Origin of the sequence: Citrobacter sp. NCU1 (assembly GCF_010231475.1) — a bacterium.
Lineage (GTDB): Bacteria > Pseudomonadota > Gammaproteobacteria > Enterobacterales > Enterobacteriaceae > Citrobacter_D.
The window spans coordinates 223,363-245,889 of record NZ_NRDO01000006.1; the positions used below are offsets into that span (position 1 = coordinate 223,363).

Consider the following 22,527-nt stretch of genomic DNA (forward strand, 5'->3'; position numbering starts at 1 on the left):
TGAAACCTAAGGACACCATTTGGAAAGCCTGTTAACCCTTCCTTTGGCTGGTGAGGCCAGAGTCAGGATTTTACAAATTACAGACACTCACCTGTTTGCCGCAAAGCACGAAACACTACTGGGCGTGAACACCTGGGAAAGCTACCAGGCCGTACTGGATGCGATTCATGCGCAGCAGATTGAGTTCGATTTGATCGTGGCAACGGGCGATTTGGCTCAGGACCAAAGTTCTGCGGCCTATCAGCATTTTGCTGAAGGCATCGCAAGCTTTCGTGCGCCTTGCGTTTGGTTGCCTGGCAACCATGATTTTCAACCCGCGATGTACAGCGCATTACAGGATGCGGGGATCTCCCCGGCCAAACGCGTCTGGATTGGCGAGCAGTGGCAAATTTTGTTGCTGGACAGCCAGGTTTTTGGCGTTCCCCACGGCGAGTTAAGTGAGTTCCAGCTTGAATGGCTGGAGCGTAAACTCGCGGATGCTCCCGAACGCCACACGCTGTTGCTTCTGCATCACCACCCGCTGCCTGCGGGATGCAGTTGGCTTGACCAGCACAGTCTGCGCAACGCCGCAGAACTGGACAACATACTGGTGAACTATCCTCGCGTTAAGTATTTGTTGTGCGGGCATATTCATCAGGAGCAGGATCTGGACTGGAACGGCCGTCGCCTGATGGCAACCCCATCGACATGCGTTCAGTTTAAGCCACATTGCGCTAATTTTACGCTGGACACGATTGGTCCGGGCTGGCGTACGCTGGAACTGTTTGCCGACGGTACGCTGAAAACAGAAGTCTGTCGTCTACAGGGGACCCAGTTCCGCCCTGATACCGCTTCAGAAGGCTATTGATGTCTACGCTTCTTTATCTCCACGGATTTAATAGTTCACCTCGCTCGGCAAAGGCTTGCCTGCTTAAAAGCTGGCTGGCGGAGCACCATCCTCATGTTGAAATGGTGGTGCCGCAATTACCGCCGTATCCTGCCGACGCGGCAGAACTGCTGGAATCTATCGTGCTTGAACATGGCGGAGAATCGCTGGGCATCGTCGGTTCCTCACTTGGCGGTTATTACGCCACCTGGCTATCACAATGTTTTATGTTGCCGGCCGTGGTGGTGAACCCTGCAGTAAAACCCTTCGAACTGCTGGTCGACTACCTGGGTCAGAACGAGAACCCCTACACGGGGCAGCAATATGTGCTAGAGTCACGCCATATTTACGATCTTAAAGTCATGCAGATTGACCCGCTGGAAGCGCCGGATTTGATTTGGCTGCTGCAACAGACGGGGGATGAAGTGTTGGACTACCGCCAGGCGGTGGCGAATTACGCCTCCTGCCGTCAGACAGTGATCGAAGGTGGGAATCACGCATTCACGGGCTTCGAAGATTATTTCAACCAGATTGTCGATTTTCTTGGACTGCACAGTTTCTGACAATCAATTCGAATTGCTAATTTAAACCATGACGCAAACTTATAACGCTGATGCCATTGAGGTACTCACTGGGCTTGAGCCGGTACGCCGCCGACCAGGGATGTACACCGATACGACCCGTCCCAACCATCTTGGGCAGGAAGTGATTGATAACAGTGTGGATGAAGCACTGGCGGGCCACGCAAAACGTGTGGATGTGATTTTACATGCCGATCAATCTCTGGAAGTCATTGATGATGGACGCGGCATGCCGGTGGATATTCACCCTGAAGAGGGCGTCCCGGCAGTCGAACTGATCCTTTGCCGGTTGCACGCGGGTGGCAAGTTCTCCAACAAAAACTACCAGTTCTCCGGCGGTCTGCACGGGGTGGGTATTTCGGTGGTGAACGCACTATCGAAACGCGTTGAAGTGACGGTTCGTCGTGATGCTCAGGTCTATAACATCGCGTTTGAGAACGGTGAAAAAGTGCAGGATCTGCAAGTGATTGGGACCTGCGGCAAACGCAATACCGGCACCAGCGTCCACTTCTGGCCGGACGAAAGTTTCTTCGACAGCCCCCGTTTTTCGGTGTCTCGTTTAACGCACGTGTTGAAAGCCAAAGCGGTTTTATGCCCGGGTGTTGAAATCACCTTTAAAGATGAAGTTAACAATAGCGAACAACGTTGGTGTTATCAGGATGGTCTGAACGACTATCTGGCTGAAGCGGTTAACGGTTTGCCCACGCTTCCTGAGAAACCGTTTCTCGGCAATTTCGAAGGCGAAACGGAAGCCATCGACTGGGCGCTACTGTGGTTGCCGGAAGGCGGTGAGCTGCTGACCGAAAGCTACGTCAACCTGATCCCGACAATGCAGGGCGGTACCCACGTCAACGGTTTACGCCAGGGGCTGCTGGATGCCATGCGCGAATTCTGCGAATACCGCAATATTTTGCCGCGCGGCGTGAAGTTGTCCGCCGAGGATATTTGGGATCGCTGCGCGTACGTGCTCTCCGTGAAGATGCAGGACCCGCAATTTGCCGGGCAAACCAAAGAGCGCCTCTCTTCGCGTCAGTGCTCGGCATTTGTTTCTGGCGTGGTGAAAGATGCCTTTAGTCTGTGGCTGAACCAGAACGTGCAGGCAGCGGAACAGCTGGCGGAAATGGCGATTTCCAGCGCTCAGCGCCGTTTGCGGGCGTCGAAGAAAGTGGTGCGTAAAAAACTGACCAGTGGTCCTGCGCTGCCAGGAAAACTGGCGGACTGTACTGCGCAGGATCTTAATCGTACCGAACTGTTTCTTGTGGAAGGGGACTCGGCTGGCGGTTCTGCAAAACAGGCGCGCGATCGTGAGTATCAGGCGATCATGCCGCTGAAAGGTAAGATCCTGAACACCTGGGAAGTCTCTTCCGACGAGGTTCTCGCGTCGCAGGAGGTTCATGATATTTCTGTGGCGATCGGTATTGATCCGGATAGCGACGATTTAAGCCAACTACGTTACGGCAAGATCTGTATCCTCGCGGATGCGGACTCCGATGGTTTACACATTGCCACCTTGCTGTGCGCGCTGTTTGTGAAACACTTCCGTACGCTGGTGAAGCATGGACACGTCTACGTTGCGCTGCCGCCGTTATACCGTATCGATCTTGGTAAAGAGGTCTATTACGCGCTGACGGAAGAAGAAAAAGCCGGTGTTCTGGAACAACTAAAACGTAAGAAAGGCAAGCCGAACGTGCAGCGCTTTAAAGGTCTGGGTGAAATGAACCCGATGCAACTGCGCGAAACCACGCTTGATCCGAATACCCGTCGCCTGGTGCAGCTCATCATTGATGACGAAGATGATCAGCGTACTAACGCGATGATGGATATGCTGCTGGCTAAGAAGCGTTCTGAAGATCGCCGCAACTGGTTGCAGGAGAAAGGCGACCTCGCCGATCTCGAAGGATAATCGCACTCGCGCTTTAGTGCCGGATGGCGGCGCGAAAGCGCGCTATCCGGCCTGTCATTTGTGCAGTTCTCACTGGCCGGATAAGGCGTTTATGTCGCCATCCAACACTATGATTTTTGCGCCTTACGGTATTGTAATGGCGTCTCGCCGATACCTTTTTTAAACGCACTGATAAAATACGTCACGTCAGAAAATCCGACCCTGGCGGCAATCTCCCGCACGCTATCTTCACTGTGAAGCAGTCTTTCACAGGCTTTCCGTAATCGCAGTGTGTTCAGATAATCGTGAATTTTCTCACCCATTTCAGCGTGGAATTTCCGTGAAACGTAACTGCGTGATTTACCTAACTCCTGCGCCAGCGCATCAAGCGTGAATTTGTGCTGATAGTTTTCATCCAGCCAGAACATCACGAGGCTTGCAATACCGTGGCGATTGCCGGGCGCCCCGTCGTCATCACCTGGCAGCATGGCAAACAGACCGATGAGCAGGCTGGCGATGTTTTCACTGTTCAGCGGCGGCTGATAGCAGTTAAAGAGATGGACAACGTGAGGATGGGAATGCGCTACATCCACGACCCACGCCTCACCGCCGCGTCGGGAAAGTTTCTGCAAGCGTTGTTGGGCTTGCGGAAAATCGCGCAGGGTCTTCAATATTGCGTGGTGGTCGAGATGAATAATGGTGCGGCGGTAAATCGCCACAGCCTGCTCATCCACCATCACTTTATGCAGGGTAAACGGCGGGAAGAAAAACAGCCGTCCGGGGCGCATGGTGTAGTGGCGATTATCGACAATCACCACGCCAAATCCCTCTTCAACATAGAGAATTTCCAGGCACTGATGCCAGTGGTGATAGCGCACGGTATTGGCGAATAGCCGACTGAACGACACGGTGGTGTCGTTTAAGGCAATCAGCTCCAGACGATCGGATTTTAGCGTGTCGCGCATAGTGCAATAAAACTCAACTTTTACCTCTTACTTCGTATTTATAAACCACCTTTTTAAATTTTCTCAACTGCGGGTTTATTCATCTACCGTAGCTGTGACATGGCTAACATTTCTGCGCCGTCCTGATTCATTATTCTTTGCCGCAATTGATTATGAGGACGAGCGTATGTTGGCGGCAAATAAAGAAAAATCAAATCCGTTGTCTTCCCGTCGGGATGTCGTGGCAGCGTTAAACGCGATGCTGGGCGCGCTGGACAAACAATTCCCGCAGGAGAGTTCGCGCTTTTCTCTGGGCGATACCGGCGCGCACTACGCCACGGATATTGCGCAGATGGAGGGGCTTTCCCGCGCACTGTGGGGGCTGTTCCCGCTGATGGCGTCCGGTGACGCCGCACCGTTTAGCGACAAATACATCACGGCTATCACGCTGGGAACCGATCCGCAAAGCGCAGGCTACTGGGGCGAAACTGCGCCTTACGACCAGCGTCTGGTGGAGATGGCGGCGTATGGCCTGGGGCTTTCGCTGTTGCAAGATAAGCTCACTGCCAGGTTTAGCGAACGCGAGTTACAGAACCTGCACACGTGGCTGAATCAAATCACCGATGCGCAGATGCCGGACAGCAACTGGAACTATTTTGCCATTATGGTCCAGCTCGGTTTTAAACGCGCCGGAATGCCGTTTGACCAGAGCGCGATCGATCGCCGTTTCGCCATGATGGATGAATATTACCTGGGCGATGGATGGTATTCCGACGGTCCTGGCCGCCCGAAAGATTATTACATCTCAATGGCGTTCCACTTCTACGGTCTGATTTACGCCACGCTCAGCGGTGACGATGAAAGAGCGGCGGTACTACGTGAACGCGCGCGCCTGTTTGCCGACGATTTTATCTACATGTCTGCCGCCGATGGCGCATCGATCCCCTTTGGTCGCAGCCTGACCTATCGTTTCGCGATGGTGGCATTCTGGAGCGCGGTGGCGTTTTCCGGGCTGGATGTGTTCACGCCAGGGATTGTGAAAGGCGTGATCCTGCGTCATCTGCGCTGGTGGCAGCAGCAGCCGATTCTCGACCGCGATGGCATTCTGACGCTCGGTTTTGCTTACCCTAACCTCGTGATGTGCGAAGACTACAACTCGCCGGGATCGCCGTACTGGGCGCTGAAAACGTACCTGATTCTGGCGCTGCCGGAGTCACATCCGTTCTGGCAGGCCGACGAACAGCCGCTGCCAGAACGTGCAGAAAAACATGTCATTCCCCATGCGCAGCAGATTTTGATTCATGCCGAGCATTCGCAGCACGTCACGATGCTCACCGCAGGGCAACTGGAGTTGAATAATTTCGTCAACACTGACGCGAAATACACCAAATTTGCCTACTCCAGCCGCTTTGGTTTCACCATTGAGCGCGGGCGCTACGGCATCAAGCATGCCGCCTGCGACTCCATGCTATTGCTCGCCGATGGCGATAACTATTTTCGAGGTCGCCGCGATTGTGCAGAAGTCCGCGTCGATGAGAACTTCATTTTCTCACGCTGGTCACCGTGGCATGACGTACATATCGACACCTGGCTGGTGCCGTTCGGCGAGTGGCATCTGCGCCTGCATCACATTGATAGTGCGCGCACCCTGCAAACGGTGGAAGGCGGTTTTGCCGTGATGAAAACCGAACATCGGTTGCAGGAGAACGGCTGTTTTCTGCAGGCGGAAAACGGCAGCAGCGTGATTGTTGATTTGTCTCCTGCGATTGTCCGCGTGCCGGACGGCGTCGTGACGCCGCCAAACAGCAGCATCATGTTTGCACAATGCGCCTCTATTCCGGTCCTCGCCACGGAAATCCCGGTCGGTAAAAGCTGGCTCTGTTGCGCTGTCACTGCCTCCGGAGAACAGAAGCACTACGCGGTGATTCCACAGTTGCACATTAACAGTAACCAGGTCGTGATTCACGAACCGGGAAGCGAACGTCAATTGGCGTTCTTTATCTAATAACTTCGGATCTCCCGGCGAGGATGGTATGAAAAATACATCAACGAATAACAGAACTGAATATTACAAAATCAGCAGTTTTATCTTTCTCTATTTCTTTACCTGGTCGGCGAGCATTGGTCTGCTGGCTATCTGGCTGGGTCAAAAAGCGAATCTGAGTGGTTCGGTGATTGGTACGGTATTTGCGGTTAATGGTGTGTTCGCCGTTATTCTGAAACCGATTTATGGCTATATCCTCGATAAGATCGGTATGAGTAAATACCTGCTCTATTTTGTGGTAGCGATGTCGGCTCTGATGGCACCGTTCTTTATTTACGTTTATCAGCCGCTATTAATGTCCAACACTCTGCTCGGGATTATTCTCGGTGCGCTCTATCTAAGCTTTGCCTGGTATGCGGGTGTGGCGGCGTGCGAATCCTATTCTGACCGTTTTAGCCGCCTGAACGGGATGGAGTTTGGCCAGATTAGGATGTGGGGATCGCTCGGTTGGGCGGTGGCATCCTCGTTCTCTGGCCTGCTGTTTAACCTCTCTCCGGCGTATAACTTCATTATGGGCAGCGTCGCGTCGGTCATCATGCTGATTGTCCTGCTGAATTTGAAAGTGAACACTAACTCCGTTCACGCCGGGGAGGTACTAACCAAAGAGAAAATCGCGCCGTCGGACGTTTATGCGTTGCTGCGTAACCGCAAATTCTGGGCCTTCTGCCTGTATGTGGCAGGCGTGGCGTGGATGATGTTTATCGCTGAACAGCAGTTCTCTCGCTATTTCGTCACCTTCTTCGATGACGTGCATCAGGGCAACGCGGTCTTTGGCTATCTGGGAACGGTGCAGTCGGGGATGGAATTCCTGATGTACATGGTGATCCCGCTGTTTGTGAATTTTATTGGTGCCAAGCGGGGATTACTAATTGTTGGATGCGTGGTCGGCGCTCGTCTGATTATTTCCGGCATGTGTGATTCACACTTGTTAATTTCGATTCTTAAACCGCTATATGGTCTGGAAATCTGTCTGCTGCTGGTGTCGGTATTTAAATACATCGCCGAGCATTTCGATAAACGCGTTAACGCCACTATGTATTTATTAGGTTATCAGGCGATGCTGTATGTCGGAAACGTGGTGGTGTCATCCCCTGCCGGATATATGTACGACCGCATTGGCTTTGAACAGACCTATATCATCATGGGTGCCACGGCGCTGATCTTTACCCTGATTTCTGCCTTTACGTTATCCGCCTGCCAGAGCAAATGGCGCGGGGCGCAGGCCGTGAACGTCGTAGAACACCATCCATCACGCTAATTTACGTTGTCAAAGAAGGAACCGAAATATGTTAAGTCGTATCGTAGAGGAACGCCTGGCCGATATTCCAGCGCCCGTGGATGCCCACGCATTTAATGATGCGTTATGTTCCGCGCGTAGCCATGTCCTCGAACTGATTAGCCGTCATTTAACGGAATTCGGTGAAAAATTCCCGGCGGAAACCTGCCAGGACGGCTATTACCCGTTAACCGAAAACGTCGAATGGACCACCAGCTTCTGGACCGGCCAACTGTGGCTGGCGTGGGAGATGAGCGGTGATGAGAGATTCCGTACGATGGCGGAAAAACATGTCCGCTCGTTCGGCCTGCGCATCGCCGGGCGCAACGACACGAATACCCATGATTTAGGTTTTCTGTATACCCTCTCATGCGTGGCGGCCTGGCGTCTGACGGGCAATCGTGAGGCGCGCGGTTTCTCTTTGCTTGCCGCTGAGGCCCTGCTTGAGCGCTTCCACGAGAAGGCGAAGATCATCCAGGCGTGGGGCGATCTGGCTGATCCTGAACAGGCCGGACGGATGATTATAGACTGTAATATGAATCTGCCGCTGCTCTACTGGGCGACGGAGCAGACCGGCGATCCACGCTTTGCAGAAGCGGCTAAAGCGCATGTAATGCAGGCGGCGACGTACCTGATTCGTGAGGATGCGTCCACGTTCCACACCTATTATATGGACGTGAAAACCGGTGCGCCGCGCTACGGCAATACGCAGCAGGGTTACGCGGACGACTCCTGCTGGTCGCGCGGACAGGCGTGGGGAATTTACGGCTTCCTGTTGAGTTATATCTACACCGGCGACAAGACAATGATCGCCCTGTCGAAACGGCTGGCGAACTATTTCCTGAACCGTCTGCCGGAAGATGATGTCTGTCACTGGGATCTGGCGCTGGTCGGTACCGACGCATTGCGTGACTCCTCGTCGGCGGCGATTGCGGTATGCGGGCTGCTGGAGTTGGTGAAACACCTGCCGGTCACCGATCCTGATCGGGAACGTTATCTGGCGTGGGCGAAAGGGATCATGTCATCGCTGACGAAACACTACCTGATGGGCAAAGACGAGAAGGGTAATGGTCTGCTGAAGCACTCGGTTTACCATCTGGCGAGCAACAAGGGCGTGGATGAGTGTGCAAGCTGGGGAGATTATTTCTACGTTGAGGCGCTGATGCGGTTTACACAGAGCTGGAAGCTGTACTGGTAATAAAAAGGCCCGGTGGCGCTTACCGGGCCTGGAGGTTAAGTTTTAGGGTTTTCAGGGCCGGGTAAACACAGTGCTACCCGGCAATACCACAGAACTTAAATCCCTTGTTCCAGAATACGAATAGTCGTTTCCAGCACTTCGCCTTTGACGGCTTCACTCCATGCTTTCATGTGGGGGGTCTGCAGATGCGCTTCAAGATGCGCCACGGTTTCCCACTGTTCGATCATCACGATTGAATCAGGAGCAGTTGTCTGGAAACTCACGCCTGCGGCGTGATCAACCATCGGCGCATAGCCGTGGCAACCCTCTTCTTTCAATACGGTGGGGATGATTTTAGCGAACTGCTCCAGTACCGCCTGGCGGTGATGTTGACCTGGACGCGTACGGATTTCAGCAATAACGGTAAGCATGTGGTTAACTCCTTCTAATTCCAGGCTACCAGTTAACCAAAAATCTCGCTCAGATGCTTGCGATATTCTGCGATATAACGTGGGACGTCCGGCATTTTAATCACGTCATTGGCGATAAAAGTCGGCAGCGCTTCCATTCCAAGGAACTGATTTGCTTTGTGAAACGGCAAGTACACGCCATCAACGCCCACACCGTGGAAGAACTGATCTTTATCCGTGAACGCGTCCATCGGTGCGTTCCAGGTCAGGGAGAGCATATATTTTTTACCCTGAATCAGACCGCCTGAACCGTACTTCTTCGACGCGTCTGAACGGGTGCGTCCATCGCTGGCGTACAGGATGCCATGACCTTCAGTGAAGACGTCATCAATGTATTTTTTAACCGTCCACGGTGCGCCCATCCACCAGCCTGGCATCTGCCAGATTACCGCATCGGCCCAGACGAAGTTCTGTACTTCCGTGTTGATGTCGTAATCACTTTCGGCACGGACGACTTTAACATCATGCCCGAGGTCGCGCAGGAGGCCATCCGCGACTTCGGTCAGGGTGTCATTTAACTGACCATTGGAATGTGCGAATTTTTTCGCGCCGTTGATAATCAGAATGTTGCTCATTATTTGTCCTCACAGGAATCCGTTTGAAGGCAATTTTACGCTGATGAGCGGCCTGGTAAAATTAGCAAAATGTGCAAAGTCTTTTGCTTAATTAGCAATAATCCTGCCTTACCACTTCACAGTGGCTTCAAATCCTCCCTGGGGGACATGACTAAACGTCACCTCCATACCATGTAATGCGGCAATCCGGCGGACGATTGACAGACCCAGCCCGCTGCCTGTCACACTCTGTCCCGGTGGGCGATAAAAACGTTCGCCGATGTGGGGCAGAATGTCGGGCGACACGCCGGGGCCATTATCGGTAACGGTAAAACAGTGCGCATGTAAGGTCACGTTCACGATGCTTCCCTGCGGGCTATAGCGAATGGCGTTATCCAGCAGGTTTCGTACCAGCAAACTCAGCAACAGAGGCTGCGCGGTTCGCATGACATGGTGTGCATTAATGTTCAGGCGCACATCAATGTGGGCAAGCTGCGCCTGATGGTAAATCTCCATCACGGCAGATTGCAGAACCTCTTCGAGAGAGAGTTCTGTCACATCCTGTAGATTGTCGAGCGAGTCGAGTCGTGAAAGGGTTAAGAGTTGATCAACCAGTCGCGTGGCGCGGTCAATACCTGCATGCAATTGCGCAAGCGCTTTTTCCCTGGCCTTCGGATCGTCGTCAGAGAGTTGCGCCACTTCGGCCTGGACTTTCAGCGCCGTTAAGGGGCTGCGCAGTTCATGGGCGGCATCTGAGGTGAAGCGGCGTTCACGCACCACCATTGAGTGTGTGCGGATAAATAACTGATTGAGGGCTTCAACCAACGGGCGTACTTCACTGGGGACGCCTTTAGGATCCAGCGGCTCCTCCGATTCCGGGGCGCGCAAACGCAGCGTTTGCGCCAGTTTTTTCAACGGTTTGAGTTCCCAACTGAGCAACACAATCAGGATCAGCAGCATCAGTGGAAGGGCGATAAGCCAGGGCGTGAGTTGCGCCGTGACGATCGCCAACGCCATATCTTCGCGGTATTCCCACTCTTGCCCTGCCACAATACGGTATTTACCGTCGGCGGAGGTTAACCAGATAAAACGCCATTTGTCGTTATCGCCTTTCAACTGACCATCGTCAAAGCCTTCCCGCCGGTAGCTGTAGGGAATATCCCGCCCGTTATCGCCATCGTGCAACACCATTCTGCCGTCGCTGGTGTACACCGCAAAGGCCAGAACATCGTCATCGACGTGGCCGTGTTTAAATTTTTTCGGCGTACGCGCCATGAGCGCTGACGCGTTGATGTCGTTGATATCCAGCGCGCTCAGGCGTTTGGCAAACAGCATCAGTTGCGTGTCAAACAGCTCATCTACGTTGTCGGTTGTTTTCTTCCACGCGACAAAGCTGGAAACTGCCCAGGTGAGGGATGCCAGGATCAGAAAGATCAGGGTTAACCTGACCCGCAGGCTGAGACGTTGCGTTAATTTCATGCGTCACCCAGGGTGTAACCAATTCCATGTACGGTACGGATAAAGTCGCTGCCGAGTTTGCGGCGTAGATGATGGACATGTACTTCTACGGCATTGCTGGAGACATCATCGTCCCAGCTATACAGTTTTTCTTCGATCAGTTTGCGCGGCAGTACTCGCCCGCTGTTGCGCATGAGCAGTTCCAGCAGCGCAAATTCTTTCGGTTTGAGCGGTAAAGGTTCACCCGCCAGCGTGGCAATCAGGCTACCGGGATTGAGTGACACCTGTCCGTGACGCAGTTCGCTGCTGGCCTGCCCGTTGGCGCGACGTACCAGCGCCTCCAGCCGGGCGGCGACTTCGATGAGCGCAAAGGGTTTGCAGAGGTAGTCGTCTGCGCCGAGACGCAAGCCTTCAACACGTTCCGCGAGCGCATCACGCGCCGTCAAAATCAAGACCGGTTCACGTTTGCCGTTTTCACGCCACTCGCGCAGAATCTCCCGCCCGTCCATTCCCGGCAGCGTAAGGTCGAGGATCACCGCGTCATAAGGGGCGCTGTAGAGTGCTTCTTTACCCAGGCGACCTTCGGTAAACCAGTCGACGTTAAATCCCATTTTACCCAGACCCGCTTTGATGCCATCGCCAATCAGCACGTCGTCTTCTACCAGTAAAATTCGCATGATATTCGTCCCTGCATTGAATCAGTCTGCTGTCAGTAAACCCTGTCGTCGCGGGCGATGTACAGAAAAAAAATCTCTTTTTGGGGCTTAAGAAGTTGTTAAGGATTAATGTATTTAATGGACGTGAAACAACATGAAAGGGAGAAAGAATCATGAAGAAATTGGCTGCAATGATTGCCGTGATGGCATTGAGTTCTGCACCGGTCCTGGCAGCTCAGCAGGGCGGATTTTCTGGTCCGACGGCGACGCAAAGTCAAAGCGGCGGGTTTGTTGGCCCGAACGGTAGCAGCACGACAGTCGAAAGCGCTAAATCGCTGCGCGATGATACCTGGGTAACGCTGCGCGGGAATATCGTTGAACGTATTTCCGACGATTTGTATCTGTTTAAAGATGCCACCGGCACCGTGAATGTGGATATCGACCACAAACGCTGGAACGGAGTGACCGTGACGCCGCAGGACGTTGTGGAAATTCAGGGGGAGGTTGATAAAGACTGGAACTCTGTCGAGATCGATGTAAAACAGGTCACCAAAGTTGCTAAATAATCCTCATCAGGGTCGCGCTTGCGGCCCTTTTCTTTCTCTGTTCCGAATGGCGAAAGTGCTGGATGCGGACGTGAAGTTGCGGACAAACGGCACTGATCATTCATCAATAAGCACCGTTGATTCCTCTCTATTAATCCCCTGCTGATTAAACGGCTTAAACCGTATATGAGCGGTTTCCCTGTTCACAATCCGCAGGATGATACCCACAGCCAGGAACTGTACATCACCGCATACGCGTTGCGTTACTCCTGTCCTTGTCAATGGGATGGGGGAAAGCTGGCAGACTTTGTGACTCAACGCGCCAGATAGGGTAATATCTGCGGCAATATTGCCTGGCAGAGAGTGGGTATTGTTCAGGCTAACCGTTGAGGAACCACGATTAATGAGCGATATGGCAGAGCGCCTTGCGCTGCATGAATTCACGGAAAACGCCTATCTGAACTATTCCATGTACGTCATCATGGACAGGGCGTTGCCATTTATTGGTGACGGGCTGAAGCCGGTTCAGCGTCGCATCGTGTATGCGATGTCGGAACTGGGGCTGAACGCCAGCGCCAAATTTAAAAAATCCGCCCGTACCGTCGGTGACGTGCTGGGTAAGTATCATCCTCATGGCGACAGCGCCTGCTACGAAGCTATGGTGCTGATGGCGCAACCCTTCTCTTACCGTTATCCGTTAGTTGACGGCCAGGGAAACTGGGGGGCGCCGGACGATCCGAAATCCTTCGCAGCGATGCGTTATACCGAATCTCGCCTGTCGAAGTACGCGGAGGTTTTGCTGGGCGAACTGGGGCAGGGTACGTCAGACTGGGTGCCGAACTTTGACGGCACGATGCAGGAGCCGAAAATGCTGCCTGCGCGTCTGCCCAACATTCTGCTCAACGGCACTACCGGTATTGCGGTCGGGATGGCAACTGACATTCCTCCGCATAACCTGCGCGAAGTGGCTAAAGCGGCCATCACTCTGATTGAACAGCCGAAAACGACGCTGGATCAACTGCTGGATATCGTGCAGGGGCCGGACTACCCGACGGAAGCTGAGATCATTACCTCCCGTGCTGAAATTCGTAAGATTTACGAGAACGGGCGCGGTTCCGTGCGTATGCGTGCGGTATGGAATAAAGAAGACGGTGCAGTAGTGATTACCGCGCTGCCGCATCAGGTTTCCGGTGCAAAAGTGCTGGAACAGATCGCAGCCCAGATGCGCAACAAAAAACTGCCGATGGTGGACGATCTGCGTGACGAATCGGACCACGAAAATCCGACCCGTCTGGTGATTGTTCCGCGCTCCAACCGTGTGGATATGGATCAGGTGATGAACCACCTGTTCGCCACCACGGACCTGGAAAAAAGTTATCGCATCAACCTGAACATGATCGGCCTGGATGGTCGTCCGGCAGTGAAAAATCTGCTGGAGATCCTGACCGAATGGCTGGCGTTTCGTCGTGACACCGTACGCCGCCGCCTGAACTATCGTCTGGAGAAAGTCCTTAAGCGTCTGCATATCCTCGAAGGTTTGCTGGTGGCATTTCTCAATATCGACGAAGTCATTGAGATCATCCGTCACGAGGATGAACCCAAACCTGCGTTGATGTCGCGCTTTGGCATCACTGAAACGCAGGCTGAAGCCATCCTCGAACTGAAACTGCGTCATCTTGCCAAACTGGAAGAGATGAAAATCCGCGGTGAGCAGGATGAGCTGGCGAAAGAGCGTGACCAGTTGCAGGGCATTCTGGCTTCCGAGCGCAAAATGAATAACCTGCTGAAGAAAGAGTTACAGGCTGACTCTGATGCTTATGGCGATGATCGCCGCTCTCCTTTGCAGGAGCGTGACGAAGCTAAGGCGATGAGCGAGCATGACATGCAGCCGTCTGAGCCAGTGACCATTGTGCTTTCCCAAATGGGTTGGGTGCGTAGCGCCAAAGGCCACGATATTGACGCGCAAGGGCTGAACTATAAATCGGGTGATAGTTTTAAAGCCGCCGTGAAAGGCAAGAGTAACCAGCCTGTGGTATTCATCGACACGACCGGACGCAGTTATGCCATCGATCCCATTACGCTGCCGTCGGCACGTGGTCAGGGCGAACCGCTGACCGGTAAGCTTACGCTGCCGCCGGGGGCGACAGTGGATCATATGCTGATGGAAGGCGATGAGCAGAAACTGTTGATGGCGTCTGATGCAGGATACGGTTTTGTGTGTACCTTCAATGATCTGGTCGCGCGCAATCGTGCGGGCAAGGCATTGATTACGTTACCGGAAAATGCGCATGTGATGCCGCCGGTGGTGATTGAAGATGACACCGATATGCTGCTGGCAATAACACATGCGGGCCGTATGTTGATGTTCCCGGTCAGCGATCTGCCGCAATTGTCGAAAGGCAAAGGGAATAAGATCATCAATATTCCTTCAGCGGAAGCAGCGAAAGGCGAAGATGGCCTGGCGCAGCTTTACGTTCTGCCGCCACAAAGTACGCTGACGATTCATGTCGGTAAGCGCAAAATTAAACTGCGTCCTGAAGAGCTGCAAAAAGTGACGGGCGAGCGTGGTCGCCGCGGTACGCTGATGCGCGGCCTGCAGCGTATCGATCGTATAGAGATCGACTCTCCTCGCCGCGCAAGCACTGGCGATAGCGAAGAGTAATGGTCTCGTCTTATTCTCCCTCCATGAAAGGAGGGAGAATAAACGTTAAAAATTCCCGTGAAACCGTTGTTTATTCGTGCGTTGCGATTAACAATACGCTTTTCCAGAGAGCCGCTCTTAACAAAGCCCTAACCTGATAGCAGGTGACGTACAAAAGTAGGCTCTTAGGGCTTCAGAGGTTGTTATGCTATATATTTTTCGTCTCTTTATTACTGTTATTTACTGTGTTCTGGTCTGTATTTTTGGGTGTATTTACTGTCTCTTCAGTCCGCGAAATCCTAAGCACGTCGCGACATTTGGTCGTATGTTTGGTCGCCTGGCCCCTCTGTATGGCCTGAAGGTGGAATGTCGTTTGCCTGCCGATGTAAAAAACCACGGCAATGCCATTTATATCGCTAACCACCAGAATAATTACGACATGGTTACGGCAGCGAATATTGTGCAACCGCCTACCGTTACCGTTGGTAAAAAAAGCCTGTTATGGATACCGTTTTTCGGTCAGTTGTATTGGTTAACCGGCAACTTATTGATTGACCGAGATAACCGGGCCAAAGCGCACAGTACCATTGCGCAGGTGGTACGCCATATTAAGAAACGCCGTATTTCCGTCTGGATGTTCCCGGAAGGCACGCGCAGCCGTGGGCGTGGTCTGTTACCGTTTAAGACGGGGGCGTTTCATGCCGCGATTGCAGCAGGCGTACCTATTATTCCCGTGTGCGTATCCAATACCTCAAATAAGATTAAACTTAACCGACTGAACAATGGTCTGGTGATCGTTGAGATGTTGCCGCCGATTGATATCAGCGCCTTTGGTAAAGATCAGGTTCGGGAGCTCGCGGCACATTGCCGTACACTGATGGAACAAAAAATCGAAGAGCTCGATAAAGAAGTCGCAGAACGGGAAGCGACCGGCAAGGTGTGAGCCGGTTAGTGAGAGATTTGCGGAATATGATTTCCTGCGCATTATTTTAGCCAGTTTTACATGGAGCATATATGTCACTCAGTCGGCGTCAGTTCATTCAGGCATCAGGGATCGCACTCTGTGCTGGTGCTGTTCCGCTGCGAGCACATGCTGCCGGACAGCAGCAACCGTTGCCTGTTCCGCCACTGTTAGAGTCCCGTCGTGGACAACCATTATTTATGACGTTGCAGCGCGCGCACTGGTCCTTTACACAAGGCACTCGCGCACCGGTCTGGGGCATCAATGGCCGCTATTTGGGACCGACGATCCGCGTCTGGAAAGGGGATGACGTCAAACTTATCTACAGTAACCGGCTGGCTGAAAACGTCTCGATGACCATCGCGGGTCTTCAGGTGCCAGGGCCGCTGATGGGCGGTCCGGCGCGTATGATGTCGCCGAATGCTGACTGGGCACCGGTGCTGCCGATTCGCCAGAGCGCCACCACCTTGTGGTATCACGCAAATACGCCGAACCGCACCGCGCAACAGGTGTACAACGGCCTGGCCGGGATGTGGCTGGTAGAAGATGAAGTGAGCAAGTCTCTGCCGATCCCTAACCATTACGGTGTGGATGATTTCCCCATCATCATCCAGGACAAACGGCTGGATAATTTTGGTGCGCCAGAGTACAGCGAACCGGGAAGCGGCGGCTTTGTCGGCGACACCTTGCTGGTTAACGGCGTACAAAGCCCGTATGTGGAAGTCTCTCGTGGCTGGGTGCGATTGCGTTTGCTAAATGCGTCCAACTCACGTCGCTATCTTTTACAGATGAGTGACGGTCGTGCACTGCATGTGATTTCGGGCGACCAGGGCTTTTTGCCTGCACCCGTGTCGGTGAAACAACTGTCGCTGGCGCCAGGCGAGCGTCGTGAGATCCTGGTCGATATGACCAACGGTGATGAGGTGTCGATTACCTGTGGCGAAGCGGCAAGCATTGTCGACCGGATCCGTGGGTTCTTTGAGCCTTCCAGTATTCTGGTGTCGACGCTGGTGCTGACATTGCGTCCGACGGGACTTCTGCCGCTGGTGACTGACAATCTGCCGATGCGCCTGTTGCCGACGGAAATCCTGAGCGGTGCGCCGATTCGCAGTCGGGATATCAGTCTGGGCGACGATCCGGGTATTAATGGGCAGTTGTGGGATGTCAACCGTACTGATATTACCGCTCAACAGGGCACCTGGGAGCGCTGGACGGTGCGCGCCGATCTGCCGCAGTCGTTCCACATTGAGGGTGTTACCTTCCTGATTCGTAACGTGAACGGCGCAATTCCGTTCCCGGAAGACAGAGGCTGGAAAGACACCGTGTGGGTGGATGGCCAGGTAGAGCTGCTGGTGTATTACGGACAACCGTCCTGGGCGCATTTCCCGTTCTATTTTTCCAGCCAGACCCTGGAAATGGCGGACCGTGGTTCTATCGGGCAGTTACTGGTGAACCCCGCGCCGTAATCCTCTTCTCGCCCGTGAGGGCGAGATAAGAATACCTTTCGATTTCTCATTCGTTCCGGCTTATAATCGCCGGCCTTTGATTATTTTTTTACCATTTTTGGAAGTGTTATGAGCGCAATATCCCTGATCCAGCCAGACAGAGACCTTTTCTCCTGGCCTCAGTACTGGGCAGCCTGTTTTGGTCCCGCACCTTTTTTGCCGATGTCACGCGACGAAATGGACCAACTTGGCTGGGATAGCTGCGACATTATTTTGGTTACCGGTGATGCGTATGTCGATCATCCGAGTTTTGGTATGGCAATTTGTGGTCGTATGCTGGAATCGCAAGGATTCCGCGTCGGTATCATTGCTCAGCCGGACTGGAATAGCAAAGACGACTTTATGCGTTTGGGCAAACCGAATCTGTTTTTCGGCGTTACCGCTGGCAATATGGACTCGATGATCAACCGCTATACCGCCGATCGCCGACTGCGCCATGATGATGCTTATACCCCGGATAACGTGGCGGGCAAACGCCCGGATCGCGCTACGCTGGTCTACACCCAGCGCTGTCGGGAAGCGTGGAAAGATGTGCCTGTGATCCTCGGCGGTATCGAAGCCAGCTTGCGTCGCACCGCCCATTACGACTACTGGTCGGATACCGTACGCCGTTCGGTACTGGTGGACTCCAAAGCTGACATGCTGATGTTCGGCAACGGCGAGCGCCCGCTGGTGGAAGTGGCGCACCGTCTGGCGATGGGGGAAACCATCGATCAGATCCGCGATGTACGTAACACTGCGATTATGGTTAAAGAAGCGCTCCCGGGCTGGAGCGGCGTGGATTCCACGCGTCTGGACACGCCGGGTAAAATCGATCCTATCCCGCATCCGTATGGCGAAGACTTGCTGTGCGCGGATAACAAACCGGTTGCGCCGAAAAAGCAGGAAGCAAAAGCAGTGACTGTGCAGCCGCCGCGTCCGAAGCCGTGGGAGAAAACCTACGTACTGTTGCCATCCTTTGAGAAGGTGAAGGGCGACAAAGTATTGTATGCGCATGCTTCGCGTATTTTGCACCATGAAACCAACCCTGGCTGTGCGCGTGCGCTGATGCAAAAACATGGCGATCGCTATATCTGGATCAACCCGCCCGCGATTCCGCTCTCTACTGAAGAGATGGACAGTGTTTTTGACCTGCCGTACAAGCGTGTGCCGCACCCGGCGTATGGCGACAGCCGTATCCCGGCTTATGAGATGATCCGTTTTTCGATCAACATCATGCGTGGATGCTTTGGCGGCTGTTCCTTCTGTTCGATCACAGAACACGAAGGGCGCATTATTCAGAGCCGCTCGGAAGATTCGATCATCAACGAGATCGAAGCGATTCGTGACACCGTTCCTGGTTTTACGGGCATCATTTCTGACCTCGGCGGCCCCACGGCGAACATGTATATGTTGCGCTGTAAGTCACCGCGCGCGGAGCAAACCTGTCGCCGCCTGTCGTGCGTTTATCCGGATATTTGCCCCCATATGGATACCAATCATGAGCCGACGATTAATCTTTATCGCCGCGCCCGCGATTTGAAGGGCATCAAAAAGATCCTGATCGCGTCCGGGGTCCGTTATGACATCGCCGTAGAAGACCCGCGTTACATCAAAGAGCTGGCGACCCATCATGTCGGCGGCTACCTGAAAATTGCGCCGGAACATACCGAAGAAGGCCCATTGTCGAAGATGATGAAGCCGGGTATGGGCAGCTATGACCGCTTCAAGGAACTGTTTGATACCTATTCGAAACAGGCGGGCAAAGAGCAGTATCTGATCCCTTACTTCATCTCTGCGCACCCCGGTACGCGAGATGAGGATATGGTGAATCTGGCACTGTGGCTGAAACAGCGTCGTTTCCGTCTTGATCAGGTGCAGAACTTCTATCCGTCGCCGCTGGCGAACTCAACCACCATGTATTACACCGGGAAAAACCCGCTGGGTAAAATTGGTTATAAGAGTGAAGATGTGGTGGTGCCGAAAGGGGACAAACAGCGTCGCCTGCATAAAGCGCTGCTGCGTTACCACGATCCGGCTAACTGGCCATTAATCCGTCAGGCGCTGGAAGAGATGGGTAAAAAGCATCTGATCGGCGGTCGCCGTGAGTGTCTGGTGCCGGCACCTACGCTGGAAGAGATGCGCGAAGCGCGTCGTCAAAACCGTAATACTCGCCCGGCGCTGACCAAGCACACGCCAGTGGAGCATCAGCGTCAGACACCGGTGAGCAAGAAGAAAGCGCCGTCAACACCGTCGCGCAAACCGTCTGAAGGGGCGAAAAAACGCGCTAAACCTGCGCGCTAAGCCCTGCTGCCCGGTAGCGCTAACGCTAATCGGGCTTTCGTTTCACTCTACGATAGGTAGGCCGGAAAAGGGGCGTGCACCGCCATCCGGCCCGCTTCATACGCTTAGTACAGACCCAGCACTTTCCACCATGCCAGGCCCACGGTCAAAAAGACCGCCTGGTTAAACAGGCTGATGACAAAACCCGTTCGCCACCACACCCCCGTTGGGACATATCCTGCACCAAACAGGATCGGCCCGCGTGCGTGGGTGTACTGGGTGAGAGAGCAATACAGGCTGCTGGTAAACGCCAGCATGAGCGCCATCGGCGCAGCCGGTATATTCAGGTGCAGGCCAACACCCAGAAATACAGCATACAGTGCGGCGATCTGAGCGTTACCGCTGGCGAAGAAGTAATGGGTATAGAAATAAGCGGCATTAAGGATGAGCAGAACGATCACCCAACTGGTGCCCTGCATTGTGCTGCCGATACTGTCACCAATCAGATTACCAAACCAGCTGGTGAAACCTAATTTCTTCAACTGGTTTGCCATCATTAACAATGCCGCAAACCAGATCAACGTATCCCATGCGCCTTTCTCGCTTTTGACATCTTCCCAACTGAGGACGCCGCTCAGCAGCAGAATGGAGAGACCGACAAACGAGGCCGTTGTCGCATCCACGCCCAACACATCACCAAAAATCCACAGCACCAGCAGGACGCCGACGGTTGCCAGCATCAACCATTCACCCCGCGTCATGCTTCCCATTTCCGCCAGCTCTTTGCGTGCGATATTGGGGGCATCGGGAGTATGTTTGATTTCCGGGCGGGTCAACCAGTAGACGAGAAGAGGGACGAGAAGCAGCGAGACCAGGCAGGGCAGCAGCGCCGCCAGAAACCAGCTTCCCCAGGTTAACGTGACGCCGGCGTTTGCCGCCAATTTGACCGCCAGCAGGTTACCGGTGTAGCCCGTCATGAAGAGCGCGGCGGTCACGTCATTCACGTTCCCGATACAGGTGATCAGAAAGGTGCCGATTTTACTGCGGGACTCATCTTCTGGTCGTGAATTAAAGCTGCGCGCCAGTGAGTCGGCGATAGGGTAAATCACCCCGCCGCAGCGAGCGGTGTTACTTGGCATCGCTGGGGAGAGGATCAGATCGGCACAGGCCAGGCCGTAGGCGAGCCCCAGCGTACGTTTGCCTAGCAGCCGGATCATCTGCAAAGCGATACGCCGACCTAACCCGGTTTTGATAAATCCCCGGGCGATCATAAATGCCACGACAATCAGCCAGATCAGCGAACTGTTGAGTTCACTCAGTGCTGTGGTAATTGCGCCGCTGGCGGTTTTATCCCCGGCGGCATAGACGAGAGCAAACACCGTAATGCCAATGAGACCTACAGCGCCAATGGGTAATACTTTTGCAACAATCGACGCGATAGTGGCGACAAAGATAATGGCCGAGTGCCATGCGGGTACCGTTAGCCCGGTGGGTGGGGGGAGTTGCCACAGTCCAACAGTGATCAACATAATGATAATGAGCGGGAGCCATTTGACGCCCTGGGATTTGTTTTCCTTCACAATGAGCCACCTATAAAATATTGTTATCAGTTATGGTGAGTATAGTTTCCATGGGTAACTAAATGGTTAACAATATAATGCTGCACCTGAGCTGACAGGAAATATACATAGAATCAGGCGGATAATGTTTCGGTGTATTTCAAAATGAAAAAAGCCCGACAGAAAATCGGGCTTCAGGAAGGAAAGTGGATGCGTTAGTCGCCGAATTGATCCGGGTCCGGGCCCAGCCGTTTTCCTTGATCGAGTTTAGCAATTTCGCTCAATTCATCTTTATCGAGACGGAAGTCCCAGACGTTGAAGTTTTCCGCAATACGTGAAGGTGTGACGGATTTCGGGATCACCACCAGACCGCAGTCCAGATGCCAGCGAATCACAATTTGCGCGGGAGATTTGCCATATTTGTCCGCCAGCTCGCGAATAATGGGTCGATCAAATACCCCTTCGCCACCCTGCGCCAATGGACTCCAGGATTCTGTCTGGATTTTGTGGGTGGCATTCCAGGCGTGAAGTTGGCGTTGCTGCATCAAAGGGTGTAGTTCGATCTGGTTGATCACCGGCGCCAGACCCGTTTCGTCGATCAACCGCTGGAGGTGATTGACCTGAAAGTTACATACGCCGATGCTTTTCACCAGCCCCTGCTTTTGCAAGTCGATCATTCCTTTCCATGCTGCAACATAATGATCGATAGCAGGAACAGGCCAGTGCATCAGGTAGAGATCCACGTAGTCGAGTTGCAGTTTGTCCAGGCTTTCCTGCAGTGCTTCATAAGGACGTTTCTGATCGTCATTCCACAATTTCGTGGTGATAAACAGATCTTCCCGGGCTATGCCCGCATTTTTTAACGCCTTGCCGACCCCTTCTTCATTCTTATACGCGGCAGCAGTGTCAATTGAGCGGTACCCCACTTCCAGCGCTTTATGAATGGCGGAGATCACTTCCTCATTGCTCGCCTTCCAGACACCCAGGCCCAGTTGCGGCATTACATTGCCATCCTGAAGCTTGATAATGGTTGGTGTAGCCATGCGTTCCTCCTTCATATGAGCTCACCGGAGCATAGCCCCGGTGAGGTTGTGTGACTTAAGTCTGGACGAAATGCCCAAAAACGAAAGCCTGAAGCGAAAAAACC

The 22,527-nt window shown here is 53.4% G+C and carries 18 protein-coding genes; 11 read left to right on the top strand and 7 right to left on the bottom strand.

Annotated elements, in window-relative coordinates:
* The first annotated feature begins 19 nt into the window (after nucleotides 1-19).
* Genes cpdA through parE form a run of 3 tightly spaced genes read left to right on the top strand, consistent with a single transcriptional unit; the run spans nucleotide 20 to nucleotide 3,349 of the window.
* Entirely contained in the window at nucleotides 20-847 is an 828-nt protein-coding gene (gene cpdA / locus CJP72_RS03395; RefSeq protein WP_162379483.1) for a 3',5'-cyclic-AMP phosphodiesterase, read from the top strand.
* Nucleotides 847-1,428 carry an esterase YqiA gene (gene yqiA, locus CJP72_RS03400; protein ID WP_162379484.1) on the top strand — a complete coding sequence of 194 codons (582 nt, stop codon included), beginning with the start codon at nucleotides 847-849 and terminating at the stop codon, nucleotides 1,426-1,428. Before cpdA ends, yqiA begins: the two co-directional genes overlap by 1 nt.
* Before the next feature lie 28 nt (nucleotides 1,429-1,456).
* A complete protein-coding gene (parE, locus tag CJP72_RS03405) occupies nucleotides 1,457-3,349 on the top strand; it encodes a DNA topoisomerase IV subunit B (protein ID WP_162379485.1) in 1,893 nt (630 codons plus the stop codon).
* 107 nt (nucleotides 3,350-3,456) lie between these two features.
* On the opposite strand, the gene CJP72_RS03410 is transcribed toward parE, so the two are convergent.
* Nucleotides 3,457-4,293, bottom strand: coding sequence for a helix-turn-helix transcriptional regulator (locus tag CJP72_RS03410; RefSeq protein ID WP_162379486.1), 837 nt, complete (start codon nucleotides 4,291-4,293; stop codon nucleotides 3,457-3,459).
* A 166-nt stretch (nucleotides 4,294-4,459) separates the two neighbouring features.
* Between CJP72_RS03410 and CJP72_RS03415 the strand changes: the two genes are divergently transcribed.
* From CJP72_RS03415 to CJP72_RS03425, 3 genes are read left to right on the top strand one after another with little or no spacing between them, the layout of a single operon-like run.
* On the top strand, nucleotides 4,460-6,277 hold the full coding sequence (locus CJP72_RS03415; RefSeq protein ID WP_162379487.1) for a DUF2264 domain-containing protein: 1,818 nt from the start codon (nucleotides 4,460-4,462) through the stop codon (nucleotides 6,275-6,277).
* A gap of 28 nt (nucleotides 6,278-6,305) precedes the next feature.
* A complete protein-coding gene (locus CJP72_RS03420; RefSeq protein ID WP_162379488.1) occupies nucleotides 6,306-7,574 on the top strand; it encodes an oligosaccharide MFS transporter in 1,269 nt (422 codons plus the stop codon).
* A 28-nt stretch (nucleotides 7,575-7,602) separates the two neighbouring features.
* Complete coding sequence (locus CJP72_RS03425; RefSeq protein WP_162379489.1) at nucleotides 7,603-8,790, top strand: glycoside hydrolase family 88 protein; 1,188 nt, start codon at nucleotides 7,603-7,605, stop codon at nucleotides 8,788-8,790.
* A gap of 95 nt (nucleotides 8,791-8,885) precedes the next feature.
* Here the strand turns inward: CJP72_RS03425 and CJP72_RS03430 are convergent, their stop codons facing one another.
* The 4 genes from CJP72_RS03430 to qseB form a co-directional block, all read right to left on the bottom strand.
* Nucleotides 8,886-9,200, bottom strand: a complete 315-nt coding sequence (locus tag CJP72_RS03430) for a putative quinol monooxygenase (protein ID WP_162379490.1) — start codon at nucleotides 9,198-9,200, stop codon at nucleotides 8,886-8,888.
* Between the two features lie 32 nt (nucleotides 9,201-9,232).
* Nucleotides 9,233-9,814, bottom strand: coding sequence for an NAD(P)H-dependent oxidoreductase (locus CJP72_RS03435; protein WP_162379491.1), 582 nt, complete (start codon nucleotides 9,812-9,814; stop codon nucleotides 9,233-9,235).
* A 108-nt stretch (nucleotides 9,815-9,922) separates the two neighbouring features.
* Nucleotides 9,923-11,272 carry a quorum sensing histidine kinase QseC gene (gene qseC / locus CJP72_RS03440; RefSeq protein WP_162379492.1) on the bottom strand — a complete coding sequence of 450 codons (1,350 nt, stop codon included), beginning with the start codon at nucleotides 11,270-11,272 and terminating at the stop codon, nucleotides 9,923-9,925.
* The gene (gene qseB, locus CJP72_RS03445) at nucleotides 11,269-11,928 is read right to left on the bottom strand and encodes a quorum sensing response regulator transcription factor QseB (RefSeq protein WP_162379493.1); all 660 of its coding nucleotides are present in this window, start codon (nucleotides 11,926-11,928) and stop codon (nucleotides 11,269-11,271) included. The genes qseC and qseB overlap by 4 nt, the downstream gene beginning before the upstream one ends.
* A gap of 152 nt (nucleotides 11,929-12,080) precedes the next feature.
* Between qseB and CJP72_RS03450 the strand changes: the two genes are divergently transcribed.
* From CJP72_RS03450 to CJP72_RS03470, 5 genes are all read left to right on the top strand, one after another.
* On the top strand, nucleotides 12,081-12,473 hold the full coding sequence (locus CJP72_RS03450; RefSeq protein ID WP_162379494.1) for a YgiW/YdeI family stress tolerance OB fold protein: 393 nt from the start codon (nucleotides 12,081-12,083) through the stop codon (nucleotides 12,471-12,473).
* A gap of 382 nt (nucleotides 12,474-12,855) precedes the next feature.
* Complete coding sequence (parC, locus tag CJP72_RS03455) at nucleotides 12,856-15,114, top strand: DNA topoisomerase IV subunit A (RefSeq protein ID WP_162379495.1); 2,259 nt, start codon at nucleotides 12,856-12,858, stop codon at nucleotides 15,112-15,114.
* A 184-nt stretch (nucleotides 15,115-15,298) separates the two neighbouring features.
* Nucleotides 15,299-16,036, top strand: coding sequence for a 1-acylglycerol-3-phosphate O-acyltransferase (plsC, locus tag CJP72_RS03460; RefSeq protein ID WP_162379496.1), 738 nt, complete (start codon nucleotides 15,299-15,301; stop codon nucleotides 16,034-16,036).
* 71 nt (nucleotides 16,037-16,107) lie between these two features.
* Nucleotides 16,108-17,520 carry a cell division protein FtsP gene (ftsP, locus tag CJP72_RS03465; RefSeq protein ID WP_162379497.1) on the top strand — a complete coding sequence of 471 codons (1,413 nt, stop codon included), beginning with the start codon at nucleotides 16,108-16,110 and terminating at the stop codon, nucleotides 17,518-17,520.
* A 108-nt stretch (nucleotides 17,521-17,628) separates the two neighbouring features.
* Nucleotides 17,629-19,842 carry a YgiQ family radical SAM protein gene (locus tag CJP72_RS03470; RefSeq protein WP_162379498.1) on the top strand — a complete coding sequence of 738 codons (2,214 nt, stop codon included), beginning with the start codon at nucleotides 17,629-17,631 and terminating at the stop codon, nucleotides 19,840-19,842.
* A 104-nt stretch (nucleotides 19,843-19,946) separates the two neighbouring features.
* Here the strand turns inward: CJP72_RS03470 and CJP72_RS03475 are convergent, their stop codons facing one another.
* Together CJP72_RS03475 and dkgA are read right to left on the bottom strand one after the other, a co-directional pair.
* On the bottom strand, nucleotides 19,947-21,350 hold the full coding sequence (locus CJP72_RS03475; RefSeq protein ID WP_238339990.1) for a DASS family sodium-coupled anion symporter: 1,404 nt from the start codon (nucleotides 21,348-21,350) through the stop codon (nucleotides 19,947-19,949).
* Between the two features lie 245 nt (nucleotides 21,351-21,595).
* Nucleotides 21,596-22,423 carry a 2,5-didehydrogluconate reductase DkgA gene (gene dkgA / locus CJP72_RS03480; protein WP_162379500.1) on the bottom strand — a complete coding sequence of 276 codons (828 nt, stop codon included), beginning with the start codon at nucleotides 22,421-22,423 and terminating at the stop codon, nucleotides 21,596-21,598.
* Nucleotides 22,424-22,527 lie beyond the last annotated feature (104 nt).

Excerpts from the sequence above, each read along its gene's own strand:
- CJP72_RS03430 (WP_162379490.1), bottom strand. The coding sequence starts at position 9,200 with ATGCTTACCGTTATTGCTGAAATCCGTACGCGTCCAGGTCAACATCAC.
- parC (WP_162379495.1), top strand. The coding sequence starts at position 12,856 with ATGAGCGATATGGCAGAGCGCCTTGCGCTGCATGAATTCACGGAAAAC.
- yqiA (WP_162379484.1), top strand. The coding sequence starts at position 847 with ATGTCTACGCTTCTTTATCTCCACGGATTTAATAGTTCACCTCGCTCG.
- ftsP (WP_162379497.1), top strand. The coding sequence starts at position 16,108 with ATGTCACTCAGTCGGCGTCAGTTCATTCAGGCATCAGGGATCGCACTC.
- CJP72_RS03470 (WP_162379498.1), top strand. The coding sequence starts at position 17,629 with ATGAGCGCAATATCCCTGATCCAGCCAGACAGAGACCTTTTCTCCTGG.
- qseB (WP_162379493.1), bottom strand. The coding sequence starts at position 11,928 with ATGCGAATTTTACTGGTAGAAGACGACGTGCTGATTGGCGATGGCATC.
- parE (WP_162379485.1), top strand. The coding sequence starts at position 1,457 with ATGACGCAAACTTATAACGCTGATGCCATTGAGGTACTCACTGGGCTT.
- CJP72_RS03475 (WP_238339990.1), bottom strand. The coding sequence starts at position 21,350 with ATGTTGATCACTGTTGGACTGTGGCAACTCCCCCCACCCACCGGGCTA.
- CJP72_RS03425 (WP_162379489.1), top strand. The coding sequence starts at position 7,603 with ATGTTAAGTCGTATCGTAGAGGAACGCCTGGCCGATATTCCAGCGCCC.
- CJP72_RS03415 (WP_162379487.1), top strand. The coding sequence starts at position 4,460 with ATGTTGGCGGCAAATAAAGAAAAATCAAATCCGTTGTCTTCCCGTCGG.
- CJP72_RS03420 (WP_162379488.1), top strand. The coding sequence starts at position 6,306 with ATGAAAAATACATCAACGAATAACAGAACTGAATATTACAAAATCAGC.
- CJP72_RS03450 (WP_162379494.1), top strand. The coding sequence starts at position 12,081 with ATGAAGAAATTGGCTGCAATGATTGCCGTGATGGCATTGAGTTCTGCA.
- CJP72_RS03435 (WP_162379491.1), bottom strand. The coding sequence starts at position 9,814 with ATGAGCAACATTCTGATTATCAACGGCGCGAAAAAATTCGCACATTCC.
- qseC (WP_162379492.1), bottom strand. The coding sequence starts at position 11,272 with ATGAAATTAACGCAACGTCTCAGCCTGCGGGTCAGGTTAACCCTGATC.
- plsC (WP_162379496.1), top strand. The coding sequence starts at position 15,299 with ATGCTATATATTTTTCGTCTCTTTATTACTGTTATTTACTGTGTTCTG.
- CJP72_RS03410 (WP_162379486.1), bottom strand. The coding sequence starts at position 4,293 with ATGCGCGACACGCTAAAATCCGATCGTCTGGAGCTGATTGCCTTAAAC.
- dkgA (WP_162379500.1), bottom strand. The coding sequence starts at position 22,423 with ATGGCTACACCAACCATTATCAAGCTTCAGGATGGCAATGTAATGCCG.